Genomic DNA, 22,038 nt, shown 5'->3' on the forward strand with positions numbered 1-22,038 from the left:
GAATATCTCAATACTTGATTTAAATTATTTCCAGTTTGCTACATGTTTTGTAACAACAATGACGTTAATCTTATATATTTAATGCCAAAGAATCTTTCGTTTCAATTTAATCTGGAACAAAAAGCATAGGGAATGAGTTGAAAGAATTGTTTCAACTTTGAATGTAATATCAAACCTCAGTTTTTAATGATATATCAAACGGGACTTAGAATATTAGGCTTACTATTTTTTTCGCTGTTTTTCTGTTTTGAAAAGGCCTTGGCTACTCATATTAGGGCAGGTGAAATCGTTGCTGTTAGAACCTCAAATTCCAGTCTTACTTATAGATTTACAGTAATTGGCTATACAGATACTGGATCTTCTGTTGTTTTTGGGGGTGGTGAAATTGACTTTGGAGATGGCACGGTCTTAAATTTAGCGGACAATGCTGAAGCGAGTGGGACCACACCGCTTGAGGATGAAGTTGCTTATAATTATTTTGAAATTTCACACACCTTTTCAGCCCCTGGGAAATATACAGTAAGATACAATGAACGCAACAGAAATGCGGGTATTCAAAATATGTCTAATTCTGTTGACACCCCCTTTTATATCGAAACAACAATACTCATAGATCCTTTTGTAGGACTAAACAATACACCAGTTTTTTTGGTGCCGCCAATTGATAAAGGAGCCGTAGGAGCAGCTTTCCTTCATAATCCTGGAGCTTTTGATAGCGATGGAGACAGTCTTTCATACAGAATAACCGAACCGAAGCAAGCACTTGATAGGGTAGTTAATAATTACCTTTCGCCTGCAGATCCTGAGTTTTATGATAATTATCTAAATGGAAACGAGGATCAGAATGACATACCAGTTTTTGAGATTGATGCCATATCCGGGAATGTGCTATGGGATGCCCCTGGAGCACCGGGTGAGTATAACATAGCTTTCATCGTTGACGAATGGCGAAAAATCGAAGGAGAATGGTTTTTGTTGGGATCTTTGGTTAGGGACATGCAGGTGATTATTGAAGATACAGACAATACGAGACCAGAAATTCTGCCTCCACCGGATGTATGCGTAGAAGCTGGAAATACAGTAAACGAAACGATTACGGCCACCGATCCTGATGGGCATCAAATAAAAATAGAAGCATTCGGAGGCCCCTTCGAATTGGCGGACAATAGTGCTGTCCTTGATCCTGACGGTACCTATCAAAATTCACCAGCTAGTACAGATTTTACTTGGGAAACTTCCTGCGAATTGGTGCGAAGAAGGCCTTATGAAGTGCAGTTGAAGGCTACAGATAACCCAGAATTAGGCCCAAAACTAGTAGACTTTAAGACCTGGAATATCACCGTGGTGGCACCAGCACCTACAGGCTTGTCAGCGTCTTCCCAACCTCAGCGTTCGGTAGAGTTAAACTGGGATTCGTATGCAGGTTGTTTGGGCGCTAGTCGCATTCAAATCTGGAGAAGAGTAGATTCTTATGAGTTCTTGGCAGAAGATTGTAACGTAGGTCTACCTGAATCTGCCGGTTATCAATTGATAGATACTGTAGGTGTAAATGCGACTACATATCTTGATGATAACGATGGTGCCAAGTTGGCTCCCGGAGCTAATTATTGTTATCGCATTGTAGCCATTTTTCCTGAACCTGCAGGAGGAGAGAGTTATGCTTCAACGGAAGTTTGTGTGGAGATGGGACTCACTGCGCCAATAATTTTGGAGGTGGATGTAGAAGAAACGGATGAGTCTACAGGGCAGATATTCGTAAGGTGGCAATTGCCTGTTGACCTTGATCTTGATGATTACGAATATGAAATTGTGAGACTACCAGGTCAAGGAGGAACTAACAATCCTCAAATATTGGAATCTAAAATCCAGTATAATGGGACTGATTTCTTATCATATACTGATACTGGGCTAGAAACAAAAAACAGCTCATATCATTATGTGATTAATATGATGTTAATTGATGATATTGATACTGTCGACTCATCGGCCCCGGCCTCTTCGGTTTGGTTAGAAACTAGTTCTACAACGGAAGCGATTATTCTCAATTGGGAATCGCTGACACCCTGGTCCAATATCGTGCAACCAGAACCGGGTGATCCAGCTGAAAAGTACTATCATACGATTTACAGATATGAAGGTGATGGCTTTGTAGCCACAGATGATTTGGAGTTTTCAGATTTTGATTCTTTAACTAGCGTAGATGCATCAATTACGGGATTGTATTTTGAAGATGTCTATGACGAAAATACCAATCCGCTAAATTCTGATTTGGAGTACTACTATTATGTCGAGACCAGAGGAAGCTATGGTAATGTAGCTATTGAGGATCCGATTGAGAATAAAGCTCAGATTAATTCGGCTCAGTTAGATGATGGCGTACCACCAGATTGTACACCCGTTTTAACTTTTGATGAAGGTTTTGATTGTACCACTTTTCTGGCTGGACAACCCTGTTCATTTTCTAATTTTACGAGAGATTTAAGTTGGACTTATGATTTTGGAGATTGCGATCCAGATGTAAAGGCATATCGAATCTATTTTTCTGTTGATGGAACCGAGGAAGGCTTTGGAGAAAAGGGAGTAGACTATGTGGCTGAGGTTCAAGGGACGTCTTTTACTCATACGGGTTTGGGGTCTTATAAAGGTTGCTATAGAATTACGGCGGTTGATAAAGCTGGAAATGAAGGGGAGTGGGATGAGGAACAGACCTTGTGTGCCGATAATTGTCCCAATTATGTATTGCCTAATGCCTTTTCACCAGATAAGGATTCACAATCAACTAATGAGACATTTACTCCTTATACTGATTTGAATAACAATATTGAGAACTTTGACTATTCTTTGTGTCCAAGATTTGTTAGAAGAGTTGAATTCAAAGTTTTTGACAGATCAGGAGGAGTAATCTTTGATTTTAATTCGGCTCGTTCAGGAGGCGAAGGCCAAAGTGTCAATAGTATTCTAATTAATTGGGACGGTACAACAGATAATGGTAGGGAGTTGCCTGCTGGAGTTTATTACTATGGTGCCGATGTTACTTTCGATGTGTTGAACGAAGAGGAGAATAAGAAAACAATCAAAGGATGGGTTCAGATCGTGAAATAGACAATCTGATTCTCTACGATGGTATATGCAAGTTTTGTAATCGCTCTGTTAATTTTATTCTAAAACACGAAAGTCAAGCCGAGTTAATTTTCACGCCACTCCAGTCAAATTTTGGTCAGTCTATTTTAAAAGAGTACAATTTACCTCTCGACTACACTGATAGTCTATTGTTTGTTTCCAAAGGTGAGATATACTCTCACGCTCAAGCAGGATTGAAAATAGCAAGTTTCTTGAAGATTCCTTGGAGATGGTTAATCGTTTTTGAGGTGTTACCGTCAATCTTTACTGATTTTATTTACCGCTTTATAGCAAAGCATCGATACAAACTTATGGGGCAAGCTGAGACCTGCCTGCTTCCTCCTTCCGAGGCTCGAGATCGGTTTTTAGAATGATTCCTTTTAGCTTAAGTTTGCGCAAATTTTATTCTAAGACAATTTGTAATAAGCATTGTGATTGCATTTTATGATCAGTTTGCGAGTTCTACTAACTACTAAATAAATACCTGATGAAAGCATATGTATTTCCCGGACAGGGCGCTCAGTTTACAGGCATGGGCAAAGATCTATACGAAAATTCGAGCAAAGCCAAGACCCTTTTTGATAGTGCTAATCAAATTTTAGGGTTTGATATTACCAAAGTCATGTTTGAAGGTACGGCTGATGAATTGAAAGAAACCAAGGTGACCCAACCAGCTGTTTTTATTCACTCTGTAGTATCTGCCTTAATTAATGATGATTTTAAACCTGATATGGTGGCTGGTCATTCATTGGGTGAATTTTCGGCTTTAGTGGCCAATGGGACATTGACGTTCGAAGATGGGTTGAAACTGGTGTCACAGCGAGCACAGGCGATGCAAAAAGCTTGTGAATTGAATCCTTCTACCATGGCAGCTATTCTTGGCTTAGAAGATGCAAAAGTAGAGGAGATTTGTGCAAGTATTGATGATGTAGTTGTGGCTGCGAATTATAATTGTCCTGGGCAATTGGTTATCTCTGGATCTAATGCCGGAATCGAATTGGCCTGTGAAAAAATGAAAGAGGCAGGAGCCAAAAGAGCATTGCCACTTCCTGTTGGAGGAGCCTTTCATTCACCATTAATGGAACCTGCAAGAGAACAATTAGCGGCAGCTATTGAGGCAACGACATTTTCGGAACCAATTTGCCCGGTCTATCAAAACGTAGATGCTAAAGCGCATAGTAATGTAGAAGAAATAAAAGCTAATCTCATTGCTCAGCTTACGGCACCAGTACGATGGACACAATCAGTACAGCAAATGGTAGCTGATGGCGCAACTAACTTCGTGGAGTGTGGTCCTGGAAAGGTGCTACAGGGATTGGTTAAGAAAATTCATAGAGAGGCTGAGGTAAGTGGTATCTAATTAAGATACTTTTTTACCAATTCCCAATCTAAGGGAATAGGCACCTCTTCAAAGTCATCGGGCAACTCAAAGTCCGATGACTTTTTTATTCTATCATTACTCATTGGATGTGTACTGATAAACTCCAGCTTTTCCTGAAGAGCAGATTGATTCTTTGCTTTCATTTTTAGAAAAAACTGAGCTAATCTACGAGGGTTGATTTGACTGTTGTAAGCCAATGACAGCGCAAAATCATCGGCTTCTTCTTCATTGATTCTGTCGAATGATGTCGAAAGTGTCAATTTGCTGATTTCGGAAATAAGTACCGGATCTCCTCCGGTCATAATACTAAATAGCGCTTCTATACCGATGGTCTTTATAAGCTTCTCTACAACATGTTTGTTTTCTGCATGACCGATTTCATGTGCTAGAATAAGTGCCAGTTCTTCAGGAGAAGACACTTCTCTTATAAGTCCGCTAAAAATGTAAATATTACCATCCAGCGTTGTGAATGCATTGGTTTCAGATTCGTCTATGACATGGAATTTGTATTCGTATTGTGATGAATCTAAATTGGATAACAACCGGTCTGTAATAATTTGAATAGAAGAGTCCATTGATTGATTCTGGACAAATTCAAAATCAGCCATTAAGTGTTTGTTTATGAAATTGGATAACTCAGCTTCCTTCTCTAAGGAAATAGAGAATGGGTTTTCTATTTCTTCATAATTGTAATAGGAGAAACTGGCCCATAAGGCACCGAATATGATAATAAGAACTCCTAATTCCTTAAGTGCGGCCCATCTCATAATTTGGGAGGAAGATTTACGTTTTTAGATTCATCATCGATATTATCTCTGATTTGATATACTTGATGGTAGCATATTTTGCCAAAGAATAGGAAGTAGTACATTTTTCCATTTCTGGCTTTTACAGCTCCCACTATACTAAAAGCAAAATAGGCTAGATTCAATATCACCAGCATAACCAAATAGCCATAGTACATATCAGTGACTTCTAGGTTGTCGAAAAGAAATATCTGTAAGGTCCAGTACATGGCGCCTGCATTGATCAATGTAGTGGGTAGCTGGCTCCAAAGAGATTGAAGGCTATGAAACCTTACAAATCGCGTATTGTTCTTGTGGACGAAGAAATATATAACCGAGGCGATCAGGTTGATGATAGGTAAAGGCAGACCGGCACCAATGGCAGCAAACATCATGAGATAGGCACCCATGGCGTCTTCTTTTTCTTTTTTGGTCAGTTCGTCAGGTTGTTCCAGGTTGTGATATTCCATAGCGATCTTAGGTGTAAAAGAAAAAAGAACCAGTGCTTTTAGAAACACCGGTTCTTCAATATTTTAATTTTCTTATTTGCCCGAAAACGGAGGGTAATCGTCAGTCATATAGCCCATATATAGTTGAACTCTCAGACCCCAACGCATCGTGCCTACAATAAACTCATGCCATGATTCTGGAAACTTGCCAGTGAATAATACTACCCACCAACCCAATATCCAAAGGAACATGGTGGCAATACCTCTGAAAAGAAGTAAGAAACCATGAGGAATAATTACATAGATTGCGCCAAAAAATAATTTCAACAATTGAGTCGATCTACTAAGATTCTCTGGGTAAGGAATGTCAAGTGTGAATGCAGAGTCTTCACTTTCTAGTCCAAAAGCAGGATACCCGTCAGCCAAATTGTAAATTCTGAGATTCACCCTGGTAGACCATTTCATTAGTTTTACTTGATATTCGAAAAAACTCTCTGGATAGCTACCTGTGAACATAATAATGAGCCAGGAAATAAAGGATAGGATAGAACCCCAAAGTCCTAGAAACATTAACAAGAATGCATGAGGAAGAACAATGTAGAAGTATCCAAAAAAGGATCTTAGAAGCAATTCTCCTCTGGAATAAGTCTCCTGATGTTTAACAGTAAATGTCATAATAGTTTAAATATTTGGTTGAGTATAAAAGATCAATATACACTCATTATACTTTGAGAACAAATTCATGAGGTCACTTTTAGTATTTGATGTTTTTCAATTTTGAGAAATATAGAATTTGTTTAATTTGGCTGATGATTTTTTTAACCAATTGCTTAACTAAACTTATGAATGCATCAATTAAATCTCTCATTCTGATTTGTGTAATGATTTCTTCGTCATTATGGGTGAATGCCCAAGAGTTGACCATTTCGAACGATGAGATTACTAGATTTATAAATGCCGTAGGCCCTTATACGCAAGTATTGAAGGAACTGCAAGCTGATATGGCCAATGGAACCCCATCACAAGAAAAAATGATTGCAGGGAAACAAAAAATTAAGGACACACTGGGTGAGCATGGCTGGGGCGATGAGTATCAGGACAAGTCCAATGCGATTTCCCAACTTTATGGTATTGTAGGGGCTGAGAATGAAGCGAAAAAGATAGAAGACGAATATCAGCAAACTAGGCTAGATGCCATTCAGGTTGAATTAGATAAATATGCTACTCGCTATGGTGAGCAAAGTATTGCAAACGTGAGGTCCAGATACGATGACCTGGACGCTGCTTTCAATGCATTGTCGATGGAGTGATGTCGCCTAATCGATGGTGGCTATACACTTCAATTCAATCGCAATGGGTGTAGGGAGACAATTGATTTCTACCGTAGTACGACAGGGTTGATTGTCCTTGAAGTACTCCGCATAGATTTCATTATATACTTTAAAATCGTCTTTCATGTTGGTCAGGAAGACAGTAACATCTACGAGTTGATCCCAAGATGAGCCTGAGGCTTCCAGAATTAGCCGGATGTTATTGAAAACTGAATGACACTGTGCGGCAATATCATAAGACTTAATTTGACCGTTGCTGTCTAAATCAACACCTGGAATAACTTTAGTTCCTTTTTCTCTTGGGCCAACACCAGAGAGAAAAAGCAGATTACCTACTTTTCTAGCGTGCGGATACAGACCTACAGGCTCGGGAGCTTCGTTTGAGTTTTTTATAGATTCGTTGTTCATTTTGGGTTATACTTTAAGCGTTCATCAAACTTTCAATTTCTTCAGCATGTATTGGAATATTCTTCATCAAATTGTCGTGCCCTTGTTTAGTGATCACAATGTTGTCTTCTAATCTGATACCGATATTTTCTTCAGGGATGTAAATGCCAGGCTCAACTGTAAAAACCATTCCTGGTTCAAATTTCTTATAGATACTAGCCACATCATGGACATTCAAACCCAGATGATGAGAGGTGCCATGCATGAAATATTTTTTATAAGCTGGCCAATCAGGGTCTTGCTTCTCAATGTCTGATTTGCTGATAAGGCCTAACGCTAATAGCTCTCTTTCCATTATTTCACCAACAGCTTTGTGATAATCAGGAATGGTACTTCCTGGTGTAAGTAACTCAGTGGCTTCATTTTTAACTCTTAAAACCGCATCGTAAACTTGCCTTTGCCTCTTGCTGAACTTACCATTGACCGGGATAACCCGAGTCATGTCTGCATTGTAGTTGGCATATTCAGCGCCTACATCAAAAAGGATGATATCTCCGTCCTTGCATTGCTGATTGTTTTCTATGTAATGCAGCACACACGAGTTTCCGCCAGAAGCGATAATAGGATCATAAGCAAATCTACTCGCTCGATTTCTTAGAAATTCATAAGAGAGTTCTGCTTCTAATTCGTATTCCCATACGCCAGGCTTTGTGAATTCTAAGATTCGCCTGAATCCAATTTCAGTAATGTCGCAAGCATGCTGTATCATTTCGATTTCTCTCTGCTCTTTCACACATCGAAGGTCATAGATAATGGGTGCGATACGTTGATATTCATGCAAAGGGTAGTTTTTTTGACACCAGTTTGTGAACCTATCCGTTCTTGTCTCTACCTGAGATCCATTGCGAATGTGCTCGTTCGAATCTAAATAAATATGTTCCGTTTCAGCTAGAATGGTGTTGAACACAGACTCAAACTCATTGAGCCATTTTACTGTTTTTATGCCAGAAGTATTTGCCGCTTCCTCTATTGTGTATTTATGCCCTTCCCAAACGGCGATCTCTTCATTTGTTTCTCTTAGAAAAAGTACTTCACGAAACCTTTCATCAGGAAAATCTGGTGCTAACAGTAGTATAGATTCTTCTTGGTCAATGCCAGATAGGTAAAATATATTGGCGTCTTGCTTGAAGGGCATGGTTCCGTCTGCGGAGGTAGGCATGAGATCACTTGAATTGAAAACGGCTACTGAGCTGGCTTGGAGTCGCGCGCTTAATTTCTTTCGATTAGTGATGAATAGGTCTTGCCCTATAGGTAAATACTTCATGGTGATATTGTTTAATAATGAAATAGATCAAGCTATTTGCTGTCGTAAAACTAGTGCTTCTTTTGAACGATTTCTGACCTGAAAAATAATTTTTCAATTTTCGGTCCTAATTCATGATTTCTATTCGTCATCTTATCAAAACAGCAAGGCTATGAAACGATTTGAGAAACAATATCTTGTTAATGTAAGTGAGAAGAGGTTCTATGAAGCACTAACGAATCCGGCTATGGTCAGTCAATGGTCGGGTGCTCCAGCGCAAATGAGTGAGGAAGTGGGAGCTGCTTTTTCTTTATGGGGAGGTAGTATTGAAGGGCTGAACTCAAAAGTGACTTCAAATACACTAGAACAACAATGGAAGGGAAAACGCTGGGGTGGGTACTCGAATGTGTTATTAGAGTGGAAAGCAGGTGCTGAGGGTCTTGAAGTTTCCTTGACTCATACGGATATACCGGATGACACTTTTCAAAATATCAAACGAGGGTGGGACGAACATTACATGAATCCCTTGATTACCTGGTTAGAATCGAATAATTTATAAACTAAAACATAAAACACATGAAAGATTATCTATTCATCTTTAGAAACGACGAGTCAGGCTCGGATCAGACACCAGAAGAAATGCAAGCGCATATGGCTAAGTGGGGTGTTTGGATGCAGGGATTGGCTGAAGATAATAAACTGGTAGCCGGAGAACCGCTACAAAAAGAAGGTAAGGTTGTCCGAAATGCGGGCGCTTTGATTACAGATGGAGCCTATGCCGAAGGCAAAGAAATGGTTGGAGGATATTTGATTGTTAAATCAGATACTCTTGATGGAGCCGTTGAAATTTCTAAAGGGTGTCCAATATATGAAGATGGCGGCTCGGTAGAGGTTAGAGAAATTATGAAAATGGATATGTAACTCAGTTTAAATTTCATTTAAAAAAGGGTCGAGCGAACTTGACCCTTTTTTGTTGTTCTAATTATCGTACTAATGCCACTCTTGTTGGTTGAGTCAAAAAGTCGTAACTTTAATTGTGTCTTGAGAAGAATTAATTTGTCATGAAACACCTTTTAATCCACTTATCTACCCTCTTAATATTGCAGTTTACGGGTTGCCAGCAAGAAGATTTATATTCACCAGAGGTAGAAACGAAGGAGAATACAGCAGACTTCTTGATCAATAATAATTCGGATCATGACATTAGCATCACCTATGTAACATCATCTAAGTTAGGCTTCAAAGAGTCCAATGGTTTTATTGCCATCCCAAAGGGATCTACTAAAACGTTTTTTGATGTAGCTTTTGTAACAGAGGTTCCATTTCCTTCAAGCGCACTTTCTTCCCTTAGTTTTTACCACTTCACAGATGCCGGGCCTGAAATAGTAACAGAAAACAGGCCGATTGTCGATGAGACTTGGGTGGTAATTGATCAAGCATTAGATGACGAAGGATTCGGTCATACGAGATATCAATTATCTTATTCGGATATTAAAGCGGACTAATTTTCTTTCCTTGCTTGAAAATCAATTGAACGAAACTTGTCAAAGTCAATAAAAAATCCCTCTACTGAACAAATTGTTGATCACCTATTCAGAAATGAATATGGCAAAATCGTGTCACTTTTGGTAAGTAAGTATGGAGCAAGCCATTTGACATTGGCGGAGGATGTTGTGCAGGAGGCAATGTATAAAGCCATGCAAACTTGGCCTTATAAGGAGGTGCCAGCTAATCCAGCAGGTTGGATTTATAGGGTGTCAAACAATCAAATGATTGACCAGTTAAGGCGCTTGTCCAAGCAAGATTATACGGAAGATAGTCATCTGGATTTACAAGAGGCCTCGTTTGAATCAGACATAAACCCCGATGATGTTTTAAAGGATGAATTACTTAAAATGCTTTTTGCTTGTTGTCATCCAGAACTCAATGTTGAATATCAAATCATTCTGGCACTTAAGGTGCTATGCGGGCTGGGAGTAAAGGAAATAGCGGCCTGTTTGTTGAAGTCCGAAGCAGCAGTGGCTAAGTCGTATACACGTTCGAGACAAAAACTCATTGAAGTAAATGCAAACTTTGATTTGCCTCCTACCAACGAATTGAAAGATCGACTGTCCGTCGTACTGAAGGTAATTTACCTATTGTTTAATGAAGGCTATAAACCAAGTTCTGGCCAGAAAATATTGAATGTAGATTTATGTATTGAGGCACTTCGACTTAATAAGCTGTTATTAGATGCTGAAGTTGGGAATCTACCAGAAACCAATGCACTTGAAGCCTTAATGTATTTTCACTTAGCACGTTCAGAGTCTAGAATGAGTGAGGGAGGTTTTATCATTTCGTTGGAGGATCAGGATCGGTCTACCTGGGATCAGGAAATGATTCAGACCGGGCATTATTTTTTGAGTAGAGCTGTTCAACAACCTGTTTATTCTGAATATCATATTCAGGCAGTGATCTCTTCTCTGCATTGCGCAGCCAAGTCTTTTGAAGAGACTCCCTGGAAAGAAATACTTGCGTTGTATGATGCTATGGTGCTTCGTTTTCCCTCTGCTGTAGCACAACTCAATCGATTGATGCCATTGGCTCAAGTGGAGGGTTGGCAAGTGGCTATGAATGAACTAAAGAAGATTGAAGATACTGGGTTTTTGAGTAATTATTATTTACTCTATTTGGTTAAGGGGCACCTTTATGAAGCAGCCAAAAAGAATAACGAGGCCCTCAAGGCCTACGAGGAAGGAGTGGATCTGATAGAAAATGCATTGGAGAAAGAGTACATTCTCATGAAGATCAAAAAGCTCTCAATTAATTAATCAGACATTTCTAGCTGACCAATAATTCTGGCCATCAAAATGTATAACTTTGTGGCTTCGAATGGAGTAATATGATGGATTATGAGTTGTGGGAGCTGCCCAATGGAATTAGAGTAGTTCACAGACAAGTTTCAAATACAAAAATAGCCCACTGCGCGTTGATGCTGGATATTGGTAGTAGAGATGAGGGAGCACATCAGCAGGGAATAGCTCATTTCTGGGAGCATATGGCCTTTAAGGGCACTCAGCGTCGAAAGGCTTTTCATATCATCAACCGATTGGAGTCTCTTGGGGGCGAATTGAATGCTTATACTACAAAAGAAAAAATCTGTTTTTATGCAGCGGTTTTAGACAATCATCTGGATAAGGCGGTAGAACTTCTCACAGATATTACTTTCAATTCTATTTTTCCAGATGCCCAGATCAACAAAGAGCGACAGGTTATTCTAGAAGAGATGTCGATGTATGCTGATAGTCCTGAGGATGCTATTCAGGATCAACTGGATACGTTGGTTTTTAATGGTCATCAGCTGGGAAATAACATATTGGGGACGCAAGAAAGTGTCAAATCCTTTCATCAAACAGATTTTTTAGATTTTGTAAGTGAAAATCTGGATACAGAGCGAATGGTTTTTTCATCGGTTGGAAATTACTCTTTGAAGAAACTAAAGAAAATCGTTGAAAAAAATTTACTCCAAATAGAGCGTATTTCATGTCAAAGGGAGCGCGTTTTAGTCAATGGTTATAAGCCCCATGGGGCAAGTGAAAATAGGGATATTACCCAAGCTCATGTAGGGATTGGTTGTCGTGCCTTTGATATTTACTCAGATCAGAAAGTGCCTTTTTTTGTATTGAATAACATTTTAGGTGGAAGTGCTATGAATTCCAGACTTAATTTGAGTCTTCGTGAAAATCATGGTATGGTTTACAGTATTGAATCTAACTTTCAAGCGTTTACTGATACCGGGTTGTTTTCTATATTCTATGCTACCGAACCAGCCAATCTTGATCGTTCGTTACAATTAGTCCAGAAAGAAATAAAGAAACTCAAAGAGAAGGAGCTAGGCTCTAAACAACTGCAGACGGCCAAAAATCAGATCAAGGGACAATTAGCCATGTCCGAAGAAAATAATCAGAATTTCATGCTCATGATGGCTAAGAGTATTCTGGACCATGGAAAAGTTGAAGGGCTTGAGGTGGTTTTCGACAAGGTAGATAAAGTAACAAGGTCTCAGCTTAGTAAATTGGCTAATGAGTGTCTTGATTTTGATCAAATGAGTATTCTTAAGTATTTGCCGAGTATACCTGGATAGACCATTTGCATTAGTCCTATAAATATTTAAATTTCAATAAACAATTGATCTAATATTTATGAACTACTGGTTAATCAAGTCTGAACCCAATACCTATTCATGGGATGATTTTGTGAAATTAGGAAGAGACCATTGGGATGGAGTGCGTAATTATGCAGCTCGGAAGCATATGATGAGTATGAAGGTTGATGATTTAGCCTTGTTTTATCATAGCGTAAATGATAAGTGCGTGGTAGGAGTTGCAAAGGTTGTTCGCGAACATTATCCTGATCCCACTACAGATGATGATAGGTGGGTTGTAGTCGATCTGGTTCCTGAATTCAAATTTGATGAGCAGGTTACATTAGAACAAATCAAAAGTGACAGTCGTTTATCAGAAATGGTGTTGGTCAATAATTCAAGGCTTTCTGTACAGCCGGTAAAAAAGGATGAGTTTGATATTGTTTTATCCTTAGGTCAGAAATGAATCGAAAAATAATAAGGGTATTACACTCTAAAGTCCTTTTTTAAGTAAGATATTAGAAATGAAAAAACACACTTACATACTATTTTTTCTTTTATTGGGTATCCAGCTAACAGTGCTAGGCCAGAAGAAAAAAAAGGAGGCCGAAAAGGATACAACAGAACAAGAATCTTTCATTGTTCAGCCAAAAAGAATTGAATTCGAAGTTGGGACTAAGGATGAAGATTTTATTATCATTTCAGCAAAAGAGAATGGCTTGTTGGTTGTTAAACAAACTAGAAATAGAACGCAAACTGGATTTATTTGGGAATTGTACCGAGTGGATAGCTTATTGAATGTAATTTGGGACAAGGCCTTGTCTATAGATTATGGGGCTGTTTTCTTGGGATATGATTATAGTGATGAGGGGTTCTTTCTATTATTTGGTAAGTCTCAATACAAACTGGATGATTTGATCGTATATCAAGCTGATCTTAGTGGAAATGAGCTGCTTTCTTATAATCTCTCTCTTTCGTTACCACTAGAATTGAGTCATTTTGAGGTGGTATCTAACACCTTGATTTTTGGAGGCTACTCTAATATGAAACCAGTAATTTCCGTCATCGATTTGGATGACCCAAGACCTATCGTCATGCCTGGGATATACAATAACAATAGTTCTATTATAGATGTAAGGACAGACAAAAGGACAAATAATTTTACTGTTGTAATGAGCGAAAGTGGTCAAAATAAACAGGTCACAGTTTCACTCAAGACCTTTACAGAAAAAGGGGAGATGGTTCATAAGGAAACTATAGAAACTGAGTATGAAAAAAGCCTTTTGGATGGTGTGTCTACCAGTTTTGATAATGGTACACAGTATGTTGCTGGCACCTATTCAAAGAGAAAGTCAGAATTTTCCAGAGGATTGTATTTGGCGAAACTGAATCTAGGTAAGCAAGAGTTTATTAAGTACCATGATTATGCTGATTTGGAGAATTTCTTCTCGTACATGAGAGCAAAGCGTGAAGAAAGAGTTAAGGAAAAAATAGAACGAAAAAAGGTAAAGGGCCAAAAGGTTAAATTCAACTACAGATTGCTAATCAATGATATTGTAGAAAGAGAAAATGAATATATTTTAATTGGTGAGGCGTATTACCCCAAATATTCTAATTACGGCAGTAGTAATTTTTATGCTGCTAATAGCTTCCCAGGCAACGACGGGTTCTCAAATCCAAACTTTATTGGATATAAATATACTCATGCCATAGTTGCTGGGTTTAGCAAAAAGGGAGAATTGTTGTGGGATAATAGCTTTGAAATCAACGATTTATTGAGCTATTCATTGAAGCCTAACGTGCAAATCAGTGTGGAGGACAACCGGATTGTGTTGCTATATGTATACGAAAACGTGATACGATCAAAAATTATTCAAAACGATGAAATACTGGAAGGGAAAAGTTTTGACCCAATAGAACTACATTTCAAGTCAGATGAGATTAGAAACAATGACAAAGAGATGGAAGGGTTGGAAAAATGGTTTGATGGAAATTTTTACACCTTTGGGATTCAACATATTAAAAACCTTAAAGACAAGGATGTGAAATTGAATCGTCGAGTATTTTATATCAACAAGGTTCAATATCAATAATCTGAAATCTTCTCCTGAAAATACTTTTATATGTAAAGGGCTAGTTTCTATATTTGCGTAATCAAAGACACATGCAAAAGAGACTTCTTCTTAATAGCCATCACCTGAGTATTACCATCTCCCGTCTTTGTTATCAATTAATTGAAAATCACAACAAGTTTGAGAATACCGTACTGCTGGGTTTACAGCCTAAGGGTATTTATGTGGCCGAGCGGATAAAAGCTAAGCTGGAAGAAGCAGTGAAAAAAACGATTCCATTGGGGTATCTGGACATTACTTTTCATAGAGATGATTTTCGAAGAAGAGATGAGTTATTGGCTCCCAATGAAACAAAAGTCCCTTTCATTATAGAAGATAAAAATGTAGTCTTAATTGATGATGTGCTTTACACAGGGAGGTCTGTAAAGTCTGCTATGGATGCCATGGGAGCATTTGGTCGCCCGGCTAAAGTGGAATTTCTCACATTGATTGATAGAGTATATAGTAGAGATATACCAGTAGAAGCGAATTATATTGGCAAACAAGTGAATACCGTGTTGTCACAAAAAGTCCTTGTAGAACTCACAGAACAAGGCAAAAAGGAAGATAAAATTTGGTTGATAGATAATTCAGAAAAATGAGTCAGTTGAGTAGCAAACATTTATTGGGTATCAAAGATTTAACATCAGATGATATTCAGTTGATTTTTGAGACTGCTGACAACTTCAAGGATGTTATCAATAGACCAATAAAGAAAGTCCCTTCTCTCAGAGATATCACTATCGCAAACGTGTTTTTTGAGAACTCAACAAGAACCAAGCTGTCTTTTGAGTTAGCTGAAAAACGACTCTCTGCCGATGTGATAAATTTCTCCTCTTCGGGAAGTTCTGTAAAGAAAGGGGAGACCTTACTCGATACGGTCAACAATATTCTTGCGATGAAGGTGGATATGATTGTAATGAGACATTCCTCTCCGGGAGCTCCACATTTCCTATCGAAGCACATCGATGCAAACATAGTTAATGCTGGAGATGGTACACATGAACACCCAACTCAGGCACTTTTGGATACGTTCTCCATGCGAGAAAAACTTGGCGACCTGACTGGAAAGAAAATTGCCATCATCGGAGACATCATTCATTCGCGTGTTGCCTTATCCAATGTGTTTGCACTACAAAAATTAGGAGCAGAAGTAATGATTTGCGGTCCAGCAACCCTGGTACCTAAATACATAACCTCATTGGGGGTCAAGGTGGTTACGGATGTGTTTGAAGCACTGCAATGGTGCGATGTGGCTAATATTCTTAGAATACAACTGGAAAGGCAGCATATTAAATATTTCCCTTCACTTCGTGAATATTCGCTCTATTTTGGAGTAAACAAGCAACTACTTGATCGATTGGATAAAGAGATCGTGATCATGCACCCAGGACCAATCAACAGGGGCGTAGAGATTACTAGTGATGTAGCAGATTCTCAGCACTCTATTATTTTGAACCAAGTTGAAAATGGAGTGGCCGTGCGGATGGCCGTAATGTACCTACTTGCTGGAGCCAACAGGTAGGTGAAATTCAAGAAATAAAAAAGGTCATGCCGTAAGACATGACCTTCATTTTCTAGTAATCTATTTCTTACTTCAAACCATTCTTAATTAAGAAATCGTCGTAAAGTGTTTTGAAGTCTTCCACGTCAGGAGATGCAATCAAAGCTTTTTCGTATTGCGTCATTGCATCCAAGATCAAATTGTTTTCCTCATAGAATGATGCAAAAATCAAGTTGTTCAATGGGCTGTCTTCCGACAAATCGGATTTCAAAGCCTCAAGGTTTTCATTGATTGAAGCAGCATCGTCTGAAGACATTCTTTTGATTCCATAGTCGCCAGACTTAATCTCGTCATTGTCTTTTACTTTCACATTTAAGATAACCAGTCTTTCATTAGCAAGCTGATCATCCTCAAAATTGATATTCATACTAGTACCAGTAGTTTCAGCACTGTAGATTTCTTCATCGAAGATGTTCTTAATGCTCACAACGTAAGCTGCGTCAGCCACTTCTTCGGCACCGTTCCACCTGATGATAGCTTCAGGGTTTAAGATGTCCACAGAACTTGGAAGCATTACTTTCAATGCTGCACTGCTTGTAGCACGCTCCACAGCTCCTGTAGCTTTCATGTTACGTCTATAATTGGAACTAGCTCCATCGCCATCACTCATCTTGTTCATAACGAACTGAGCATATTTATTGGCTACTGATGACTGGCTTTTTGCCAATTTAGTTTCTAAGTCTGTAATTTTAGTTACACCTGGATTTCTTACTTCGATAGTTCTTCCCGACTTATGCATTAATCCAATGTAAGCGCCAGAGGCTGCGATCAATTCGTCGCCCGACATTAACGTTGCTCCGGTTTTCAGGGGAACAGTTTCACCTGATTGAGCTTTTTTTACCTGATTGGCTCCTTTGCTGGCCAATACTCTAAAAACAAAACTTTGTCCGTAGCTGGTATTGACTAGAAAGAATATCAGAAGAGTAGATGTTATGAATAATTTAGTTCTCATGATATATATAGATTTATAGATTACAAATTTACAATTTCTTTAATTCTCGAAGTTCTTTTCGACCTTCTTTTGTGAATAGGTTGACAAATACACCAAAGAATACTTCTAACGCATCCCCGACTATTAATACTGCAACGATCGATAATGTAACATCAATTTTATAATTGAAGTAGTTAAAGATGACAATGTTCAAGGTAAATAACGTCGCTGCTTCTACTAATTGTGTGAGTTTCGTCAGTCCATCGTACCATCTTGGTACCACCTTGTAGATCACTGTAAACAATACGATGTTTAAATACAGCAATATTAATGCCATAAGGTAGGCATAGTTTTGTCCCATTTCGTCGATATAGTTTTCAGACATAATCATCGAAAACGCATTTGCATGAACAACTCCACCAAACATGTCTGGGTGTGTTTTCCCAACATAGTTTTTATTCAATGGTGTGAAATACTTGTCATCTAATGCTTTTCTATCTCCCAGTTCACTGCCCAAGTAACAAAATATAACGGCTTTATCTTTGATCAGCTCTGGAGCAAATTCCATATCAAGCACTTGATACCAGTCCAAGGCAAAGTAGCTAATCGGATAGGCTGTATCTCCATAGTCAAAAATATTGCCTCGATAGTTGATGTCTTCTACATCATTACCCCTTGCTAAAAATCTTTCTACCTTTTCTGGGTCCATGTACTGCGCCATTTTCACAGAAAAGGCTAATTCAGGTTCTCCGTTTACATATTCTCTTACAGCAAATTCTCGGCACATTTTCAGATCATCTTGTGTCGCTGCACCTGAGATAAAGTTGGTAAAGGCGGTTTCTCCGTAGTTGAAATAAGGAGGATATGACACTTCTAGACTGTCAAATTCACCATCATCGTCAATATCAACAAGCTTGCTGTACATTACCAGATTTTCTACGCGAGAAAATGCATCGGATAATCTTAAATCACCAAGCGTATCTTCTTTCGGGTACCTGAATATCATATCCATCCCAATGACTTTTGGTTCAGCGGCATTTATGATGTTCACCATGTCTGCAATACCTGCTCTTGGCAGGTCGCCAATGTTAACGATGACTAAATCTTCTTCAGCAATAGGGTCTTCTCTCAATTGTGAAAACACGATATCTGTACTCTCCATATCTTCAAATACTGCTCCGATTGGATCAAAAACATCGAAAATATTAAAGGCTGTAACTCGGGTAACAAGAAAGGCTAACGCGAGAATGAAAAACAATCCGTATATGGTTTCTAACCAGAACTTTTTATGCATGTCCGTTTATTAAGATTAGTAAATGTTCAAGTCTTATATTAGATGGAACATTTGCCAGCCTTTTTCTCTTTTCAAAATTAAAGCTAACTCTAACTTGGTTTAATTCAATTATTAATCGACCAAATGCTCCAAAATATCTATAAACATAGGAAATCCAACTATAAGAAGTATTCCGAATCTTAATTTTTTAAGAATTATGAAACTCAAGTCTTTTCATTACTATCTTTATTTTTTCACTGAATACTCCTTAATGAAGAGATTTGAACTTGATTATTATCTGAATGGACTGAAAGCACATGACAACGTGATCTTAGCAAGAGCCATTACTCTGGTGGAGAGTAAAAGAAAGGAAGATCAGGAAGTAGCTAATGATTTGCTTGATAGAATTGTAGAAACTAAACAAAGGTCGGTTCGCATTGGAATTACAGGGACGCCTGGGGTGGGTAAGTCAAGTTTTATTGAAGGTTTTGGTTCTTATCTGATTGAGAATGGCAAAAGGGTAGCTGTACTTGCTATTGATCCGAGTAGCCAAAAAACAGGAGGAAGTATTTTGGGTGACAAAACACGAATGGAACTCCTGAGTAGAAACCCTAAAGCTTATATACGTCCTTCAGCTTCAGGAAATACCTTGGGAGGCGTTAATAATAGAACACGAGAAGCTGTTCTTCTTTGTGAGGCAGCTGGCTACGATGTAATCATTATTGAAACGGTTGGAGTGGGCCAGTCGGAGACGTTAGTCAATAATATGGTCGACTTCTTTCTTCTCATGATTCAACCGGGCTCAGGTGATGATTTGCAGGGAATAAAGAAAGGCATCATGGAAATGGCTCATGGAATTGTCATTAATAAAGTGGATGGAGATCAAGCCAAATTGGCCAAGCAATCGAAAAAGGATTTGTTAAGTGCTTTGCACCTGTTTGCAGCAAGCGAAACAGGATGGTCTACGCAGGTGGAATTATGCTCGGCGTTGGAAAAAATAGGTTTTGATTCGGTATGGCAAATGATAGAATCGTTTGAGGAGGTAATGACCGCTAATGGTTTGTTTGACCAAAATAGATCAAATCAAAACGTGTCTTGGTTCGAAGAAAGGGTGCAATTCGGTATTCTAACTGAACTCGCGGATAAGGCTAAACTCAATACACTTCAAAGCGAACTAAAAAGTAAGGTTCAACAAAATAAGATGTCTGTGACAAAAGCCACGGTAGAAATGCTCAAGGTTGTCAAACAGCAATGGGTTTAGTCAAAGTCAAATCTGCAAACTCGAAAGCAGTTTTTACTTCTTCTCCAGACGATAGTTTATGCTCATACGTATGAATCTTTATTTCATTCACATCAATGAAAATAGGCTTTTTGAAGATGGGGCCGTCAAAAGCGTAAGAGTGAAACTCTCCATTTTCTCCGCAAGGGTCTACGTTTGGGTCAAATGATTGCAGCATTTCTTTCGAATATTCTTTACCACAGATGCTTTCAGCAAAGAGCGATTGTTTCGCTGCACAAATAAGAGTTTTGAAGTTCTTAGCAAAGAAATACTGTGCAAGATCACTTGTTTTCTTTTTCCACAATGGATAAACCCCGGTAAGACCGTTGTTGCTAAGCATCTTATCTCTGTATGCCTTGAGGTCTTCCAGAAATACATCACCAAATCCGATGTGATTGATGCCTTGCGATTTAAGGTTGGAATAGTACGCGTTCAATGCTTTTTCATAGTTTGCATTGGTGGAATCTGGGGCTATAGAAATAAAATGTATTGGTAGTCCAATAGATTCTGCTTGTGCTCGTATCAGATCCTGGCTCACACCATGCATGGAAACTCGCTCAGTTTCGCTAGAAATAGCCGTATGAAGTTCAGCAATCTCATATTTTTCATCGTTCCTCAAATGATGTAGCATCATGCTTGAGTCTTTGCCACCACTCCAGCTGATAGCCAACGGAATCTTATTCATTTTTTATTGATATAGTCTATTGTGAAATGGCCTTCAACCAAACTGATTTTTGTAACGCTACCATAATCTATTTTTAGCGTGAAGGTATCTTTAAGAGAAAGGTTGAGTACATGAGATAAGATAGCTCGAATCGGACCAGCATGAGTAATGATACCCGTAGATGCTCTGTTTTGAGAAATGATGCCTTTGAATATTTCCACCACTCTGGCTTTTAGTTTCTTATAAGACTCACCTTTTGGTGGAGCTTGCGTGACATAATTTTCCATCCATTCATTGAGTGCAGACTGCGGTATGTCTTTCCATTTCTTCATTTCCCAATCTCCGAAACTCAGTTCCATGAGTCGAGGTTCTTTTTGAACGCTAACATCGAACGAATTGGCCAAATTGGCGCATCTCTTCAATGGACTTGAAAAGATGTAATCCAATGGTTTATCAATCAACTGATGAACCTCTTCAGCTTCCTTTTTAAAAATCGAGGTAAGATCAATATCACTTTGACCATAACAAATGCCTTTAGCGATTTTAGGAGTGGTGTGCCTGATCAAGTAAATTTCCATAGTAGTAGAACCAATAGGTAAAAGGCGATTTCTGAAATTTGCTGAACAGCTCCCAAACAATCACCTGTGTATCCACCTATCCATTTTTTGAAATAGCTGGAGAGATACAATTTAACCAAAATAAGCACAGGAATGGCCGTGAAGAAATATAGATTTTGGAAATAGACTAATGGGAGCAACCCTATGAGTATTGCCACGACGAAAGTACCCAATTTCATTTGTTTGGCAACAGGCTTGGCTTTTGAATCTTCATTGTCACGCGCATATTCGTCGGTGAATATCATGAAAACGGGATTAGCCCTGCTGATGGCATGAGCAGCCAATATTACCATAGCCGCATTCAAACCACCTTTGGAATTGCCAATTTCCCAGAGAAGAGTAAACTTAAAAAGAAGCATCATGATCATACCCAGGGCACCATAAGCACCAATTGCTGAATCCTTCATGATAGTAAGAATCTTCTCTTTGGTCCAGCCACCACCAAATCCATCACAGACATCAGCAAAGCCATCTTCATGAAAGGCTCCTGTCAGCAAGATGCTTCCAATCATTGACAGCATAACAGCTATGCTCAAAGGCAAGACCAGAACACTGCCTAAATAAATAAGCGCTGAAAAACCTCCAACGACCCAACCAATCAGAGGAAAGTATCGAGTAGCCTTATTGAGCATGTCAGCAGAATGATCCACCCACCTTGGGCAGGGGATGCGGGTATAAAACATGACCGCAGTAAGAAAAATGGACCATTCTTTTTTCATA

General features: G+C 38.8%; 24 protein-coding genes. 14 read left to right on the forward strand and 10 right to left on the reverse strand.

The features are described from left to right. Positions 1 to 186: 186 nt before the first annotated feature. The 3 genes from ACO6S2_RS10040 to fabD all read left to right on the forward strand — a co-directional run bounded on the left by ACO6S2_RS10040 (position 187) and on the right by fabD (position 4,480). Positions 187 to 3,102 carry a gliding motility-associated C-terminal domain-containing protein gene (locus ACO6S2_RS10040; protein ID WP_422362365.1) on the forward strand — a complete coding sequence of 972 codons (2,916 nt, stop codon included), beginning with the start codon at positions 187 to 189 and terminating at the stop codon, positions 3,100 to 3,102. Next, the gene (locus tag ACO6S2_RS10045; protein WP_422362366.1) at positions 3,081 to 3,494 is read left to right on the forward strand and encodes a thiol-disulfide oxidoreductase DCC family protein; all 414 of its coding nucleotides are present in this window, start codon (positions 3,081 to 3,083) and stop codon (positions 3,492 to 3,494) included. The genes ACO6S2_RS10040 and ACO6S2_RS10045 overlap by 22 nt, the downstream gene beginning before the upstream one ends. Positions 3,495 to 3,607: 113 nt before the next feature. Continuing rightward, on the forward strand, positions 3,608 to 4,480 hold the full coding sequence (fabD, locus tag ACO6S2_RS10050) for an ACP S-malonyltransferase (RefSeq protein ID WP_422362367.1): 873 nt from the start codon (positions 3,608 to 3,610) through the stop codon (positions 4,478 to 4,480). On the opposite strand, the gene ACO6S2_RS10055 is transcribed toward fabD, so the two are convergent. The 3 genes from ACO6S2_RS10055 to ACO6S2_RS10065 form a co-directional block, all read right to left on the reverse strand. Then, positions 4,477 to 5,268, reverse strand: coding sequence for a M48 family metallopeptidase (locus ACO6S2_RS10055; RefSeq protein WP_422362368.1), 792 nt, complete (start codon positions 5,266 to 5,268; stop codon positions 4,477 to 4,479). The two genes, fabD and ACO6S2_RS10055, sit on opposite strands and share 4 nt — an antisense overlap. After that, positions 5,265 to 5,756, reverse strand: coding sequence for a DUF4870 domain-containing protein (locus tag ACO6S2_RS10060; RefSeq protein WP_422362369.1), 492 nt, complete (start codon positions 5,754 to 5,756; stop codon positions 5,265 to 5,267). Before ACO6S2_RS10060 ends, ACO6S2_RS10055 begins: the two co-directional genes overlap by 4 nt. Before the next feature lie 72 nt (positions 5,757 to 5,828). Beyond that, positions 5,829 to 6,410 carry a DUF4389 domain-containing protein gene (locus ACO6S2_RS10065; RefSeq protein ID WP_422362370.1) on the reverse strand — a complete coding sequence of 194 codons (582 nt, stop codon included), beginning with the start codon at positions 6,408 to 6,410 and terminating at the stop codon, positions 5,829 to 5,831. A 167-nt stretch (positions 6,411 to 6,577) separates the two neighbouring features. Here ACO6S2_RS10065 and ACO6S2_RS10070 point away from each other — a divergent pair, with 167 nt between their 5' ends. Continuing rightward, the gene (locus ACO6S2_RS10070) at positions 6,578 to 7,045 is read left to right on the forward strand and encodes a hypothetical protein (protein WP_422362371.1); all 468 of its coding nucleotides are present in this window, start codon (positions 6,578 to 6,580) and stop codon (positions 7,043 to 7,045) included. Between the two features lie 6 nt (positions 7,046 to 7,051). Here ACO6S2_RS10070 and ACO6S2_RS10075 read toward each other — a convergent pair whose 3' ends face one another. Then, positions 7,052 to 7,474 carry a RidA family protein gene (locus ACO6S2_RS10075; RefSeq protein WP_422362372.1) on the reverse strand — a complete coding sequence of 141 codons (423 nt, stop codon included), beginning with the start codon at positions 7,472 to 7,474 and terminating at the stop codon, positions 7,052 to 7,054. Between the two features lie 13 nt (positions 7,475 to 7,487). Further along, positions 7,488 to 8,777, reverse strand: a complete 1,290-nt coding sequence (locus ACO6S2_RS10080; protein ID WP_422362373.1) for an aminopeptidase P family protein — start codon at positions 8,775 to 8,777, stop codon at positions 7,488 to 7,490. Positions 8,778 to 8,928: 151 nt separating this feature from the next. Here ACO6S2_RS10080 and ACO6S2_RS10085 point away from each other — a divergent pair, with 151 nt between their 5' ends. The 9 genes from ACO6S2_RS10085 (at position 8,929) to ACO6S2_RS10125 (ending at position 16,515) form a co-directional block, all read left to right on the forward strand. Next, positions 8,929 to 9,315, forward strand: coding sequence for an SRPBCC domain-containing protein (locus tag ACO6S2_RS10085; protein WP_422362374.1), 387 nt, complete (start codon positions 8,929 to 8,931; stop codon positions 9,313 to 9,315). 17 nt (positions 9,316 to 9,332) lie between these two features. Then, positions 9,333 to 9,677 (forward strand): YciI family protein, encoded by a 345-nt coding sequence (locus ACO6S2_RS10090; RefSeq protein WP_422362375.1) that lies wholly within the window; start codon positions 9,333 to 9,335, stop codon positions 9,675 to 9,677. Between the two features lie 140 nt (positions 9,678 to 9,817). Then, positions 9,818 to 10,261, forward strand: coding sequence for a hypothetical protein (locus tag ACO6S2_RS10095; RefSeq protein ID WP_422362376.1), 444 nt, complete (start codon positions 9,818 to 9,820; stop codon positions 10,259 to 10,261). Between the two features lie 36 nt (positions 10,262 to 10,297). Beyond that, complete coding sequence (locus ACO6S2_RS10100) at positions 10,298 to 11,566, forward strand: RNA polymerase sigma factor (protein WP_422362377.1); 1,269 nt, start codon at positions 10,298 to 10,300, stop codon at positions 11,564 to 11,566. 71 nt (positions 11,567 to 11,637) lie between these two features. Further along, positions 11,638 to 12,879, forward strand: coding sequence for a M16 family metallopeptidase (locus ACO6S2_RS10105; protein WP_422362378.1), 1,242 nt, complete (start codon positions 11,638 to 11,640; stop codon positions 12,877 to 12,879). 58 nt (positions 12,880 to 12,937) lie between these two features. Further along, positions 12,938 to 13,345: an EVE domain-containing protein gene (locus ACO6S2_RS10110; protein ID WP_422362379.1), complete on the forward strand. Its 408-nt coding sequence runs from the start codon at positions 12,938 to 12,940 to the stop codon at positions 13,343 to 13,345. A 58-nt stretch (positions 13,346 to 13,403) separates the two neighbouring features. After that, entirely contained in the window at positions 13,404 to 14,972 is a 1,569-nt protein-coding gene (locus ACO6S2_RS10115; RefSeq protein ID WP_422362380.1) for a hypothetical protein, read from the forward strand. 71 nt (positions 14,973 to 15,043) lie between these two features. Next, positions 15,044 to 15,592: a bifunctional pyr operon transcriptional regulator/uracil phosphoribosyltransferase PyrR gene (pyrR, locus tag ACO6S2_RS10120; RefSeq protein ID WP_422362381.1), complete on the forward strand. Its 549-nt coding sequence runs from the start codon at positions 15,044 to 15,046 to the stop codon at positions 15,590 to 15,592. Further along, a complete protein-coding gene (locus tag ACO6S2_RS10125) occupies positions 15,589 to 16,515 on the forward strand; it encodes an aspartate carbamoyltransferase catalytic subunit (protein ID WP_422362382.1) in 927 nt (308 codons plus the stop codon). Before pyrR ends, ACO6S2_RS10125 begins: the two co-directional genes overlap by 4 nt. Positions 16,516 to 16,582: 67 nt before the next feature. On the opposite strand, the gene ACO6S2_RS10130 is transcribed toward ACO6S2_RS10125, so the two are convergent. Then, positions 16,583 to 17,506, reverse strand: coding sequence for a hypothetical protein (locus ACO6S2_RS10130; RefSeq protein WP_422362383.1), 924 nt, complete (start codon positions 17,504 to 17,506; stop codon positions 16,583 to 16,585). A 28-nt stretch (positions 17,507 to 17,534) separates the two neighbouring features. Further along, complete coding sequence (locus ACO6S2_RS10135) at positions 17,535 to 18,779, reverse strand: CHASE2 domain-containing protein (protein WP_422362384.1); 1,245 nt, start codon at positions 18,777 to 18,779, stop codon at positions 17,535 to 17,537. Positions 18,780 to 19,029: 250 nt separating this feature from the next. Here ACO6S2_RS10135 and meaB point away from each other — a divergent pair, with 250 nt between their 5' ends. Continuing rightward, positions 19,030 to 20,019: a methylmalonyl Co-A mutase-associated GTPase MeaB gene (gene meaB, locus ACO6S2_RS10140; protein WP_422362385.1), complete on the forward strand. Its 990-nt coding sequence runs from the start codon at positions 19,030 to 19,032 to the stop codon at positions 20,017 to 20,019. Here the strand turns inward: meaB and ACO6S2_RS10145 are convergent. The 3 genes from ACO6S2_RS10145 to ACO6S2_RS10155 are packed head-to-tail and all read right to left on the reverse strand — an operon-like array spanning position 20,000 to position 22,037. Beyond that, positions 20,000 to 20,722, reverse strand: coding sequence for a diphthine--ammonia ligase (locus ACO6S2_RS10145; RefSeq protein WP_422362386.1), 723 nt, complete (start codon positions 20,720 to 20,722; stop codon positions 20,000 to 20,002). The genes meaB and ACO6S2_RS10145 overlap by 20 nt on opposite strands. Next, complete coding sequence (cobC, locus tag ACO6S2_RS10150; RefSeq protein ID WP_422362387.1) at positions 20,719 to 21,279, reverse strand: alpha-ribazole phosphatase; 561 nt, start codon at positions 21,277 to 21,279, stop codon at positions 20,719 to 20,721. Before cobC ends, ACO6S2_RS10145 begins: the two co-directional genes overlap by 4 nt. Further along, positions 21,264 to 22,037, reverse strand: a complete 774-nt coding sequence (locus ACO6S2_RS10155; RefSeq protein WP_422362388.1) for an adenosylcobinamide-GDP ribazoletransferase — start codon at positions 22,035 to 22,037, stop codon at positions 21,264 to 21,266. The genes cobC and ACO6S2_RS10155 overlap by 16 nt, the downstream gene beginning before the upstream one ends. Position 22,038 lies beyond the last annotated feature (1 nt).

Origin of the sequence: Reichenbachiella sp., from assembly GCF_965233835.1 — a bacterium.
Lineage (GTDB): Bacteria > Bacteroidota > Bacteroidia > Cytophagales > Cyclobacteriaceae > Reichenbachiella.

Excerpts from the sequence above, each read along its gene's own strand:
- ACO6S2_RS10105 (WP_422362378.1), top strand. The coding sequence starts at position 11,638 with ATGATGGATTATGAGTTGTGGGAGCTGCCCAATGGAATTAGAGTAGTT.
- ACO6S2_RS10090 (WP_422362375.1), top strand. The coding sequence starts at position 9,333 with ATGAAAGATTATCTATTCATCTTTAGAAACGACGAGTCAGGCTCGGAT.
- ACO6S2_RS10130 (WP_422362383.1), bottom strand. The coding sequence starts at position 17,506 with ATGAGAACTAAATTATTCATAACATCTACTCTTCTGATATTCTTTCTA.
- pyrR (WP_422362381.1), top strand. The coding sequence starts at position 15,044 with ATGCAAAAGAGACTTCTTCTTAATAGCCATCACCTGAGTATTACCATC.
- ACO6S2_RS10155 (WP_422362388.1), bottom strand. The coding sequence starts at position 22,037 with ATGAAAAAAGAATGGTCCATTTTTCTTACTGCGGTCATGTTTTATACC.
- ACO6S2_RS10060 (WP_422362369.1), bottom strand. The coding sequence starts at position 5,756 with ATGGAATATCACAACCTGGAACAACCTGACGAACTGACCAAAAAAGAA.
- ACO6S2_RS10075 (WP_422362372.1), bottom strand. The coding sequence starts at position 7,474 with ATGAACAACGAATCTATAAAAAACTCAAACGAAGCTCCCGAGCCTGTA.
- ACO6S2_RS10125 (WP_422362382.1), top strand. The coding sequence starts at position 15,589 with ATGAGTCAGTTGAGTAGCAAACATTTATTGGGTATCAAAGATTTAACA.
- ACO6S2_RS10065 (WP_422362370.1), bottom strand. The coding sequence starts at position 6,410 with ATGACATTTACTGTTAAACATCAGGAGACTTATTCCAGAGGAGAATTG.
- ACO6S2_RS10115 (WP_422362380.1), top strand. The coding sequence starts at position 13,404 with ATGAAAAAACACACTTACATACTATTTTTTCTTTTATTGGGTATCCAG.
- ACO6S2_RS10110 (WP_422362379.1), top strand. The coding sequence starts at position 12,938 with ATGAACTACTGGTTAATCAAGTCTGAACCCAATACCTATTCATGGGAT.
- meaB (WP_422362385.1), top strand. The coding sequence starts at position 19,030 with ATGAAGAGATTTGAACTTGATTATTATCTGAATGGACTGAAAGCACAT.
- cobC (WP_422362387.1), bottom strand. The coding sequence starts at position 21,279 with ATGGAAATTTACTTGATCAGGCACACCACTCCTAAAATCGCTAAAGGC.
- ACO6S2_RS10070 (WP_422362371.1), top strand. The coding sequence starts at position 6,578 with ATGAATGCATCAATTAAATCTCTCATTCTGATTTGTGTAATGATTTCT.
- ACO6S2_RS10135 (WP_422362384.1), bottom strand. The coding sequence starts at position 18,779 with ATGCATAAAAAGTTCTGGTTAGAAACCATATACGGATTGTTTTTCATT.
- ACO6S2_RS10095 (WP_422362376.1), top strand. The coding sequence starts at position 9,818 with ATGAAACACCTTTTAATCCACTTATCTACCCTCTTAATATTGCAGTTT.
- ACO6S2_RS10040 (WP_422362365.1), top strand. The coding sequence starts at position 187 with ATGATATATCAAACGGGACTTAGAATATTAGGCTTACTATTTTTTTCG.
- ACO6S2_RS10080 (WP_422362373.1), bottom strand. The coding sequence starts at position 8,777 with ATGAAGTATTTACCTATAGGGCAAGACCTATTCATCACTAATCGAAAG.
- ACO6S2_RS10055 (WP_422362368.1), bottom strand. The coding sequence starts at position 5,268 with ATGAGATGGGCCGCACTTAAGGAATTAGGAGTTCTTATTATCATATTC.
- fabD (WP_422362367.1), top strand. The coding sequence starts at position 3,608 with ATGAAAGCATATGTATTTCCCGGACAGGGCGCTCAGTTTACAGGCATG.
- ACO6S2_RS10045 (WP_422362366.1), top strand. The coding sequence starts at position 3,081 with ATGGGTTCAGATCGTGAAATAGACAATCTGATTCTCTACGATGGTATA.
- ACO6S2_RS10085 (WP_422362374.1), top strand. The coding sequence starts at position 8,929 with ATGAAACGATTTGAGAAACAATATCTTGTTAATGTAAGTGAGAAGAGG.
- ACO6S2_RS10145 (WP_422362386.1), bottom strand. The coding sequence starts at position 20,722 with ATGAATAAGATTCCGTTGGCTATCAGCTGGAGTGGTGGCAAAGACTCA.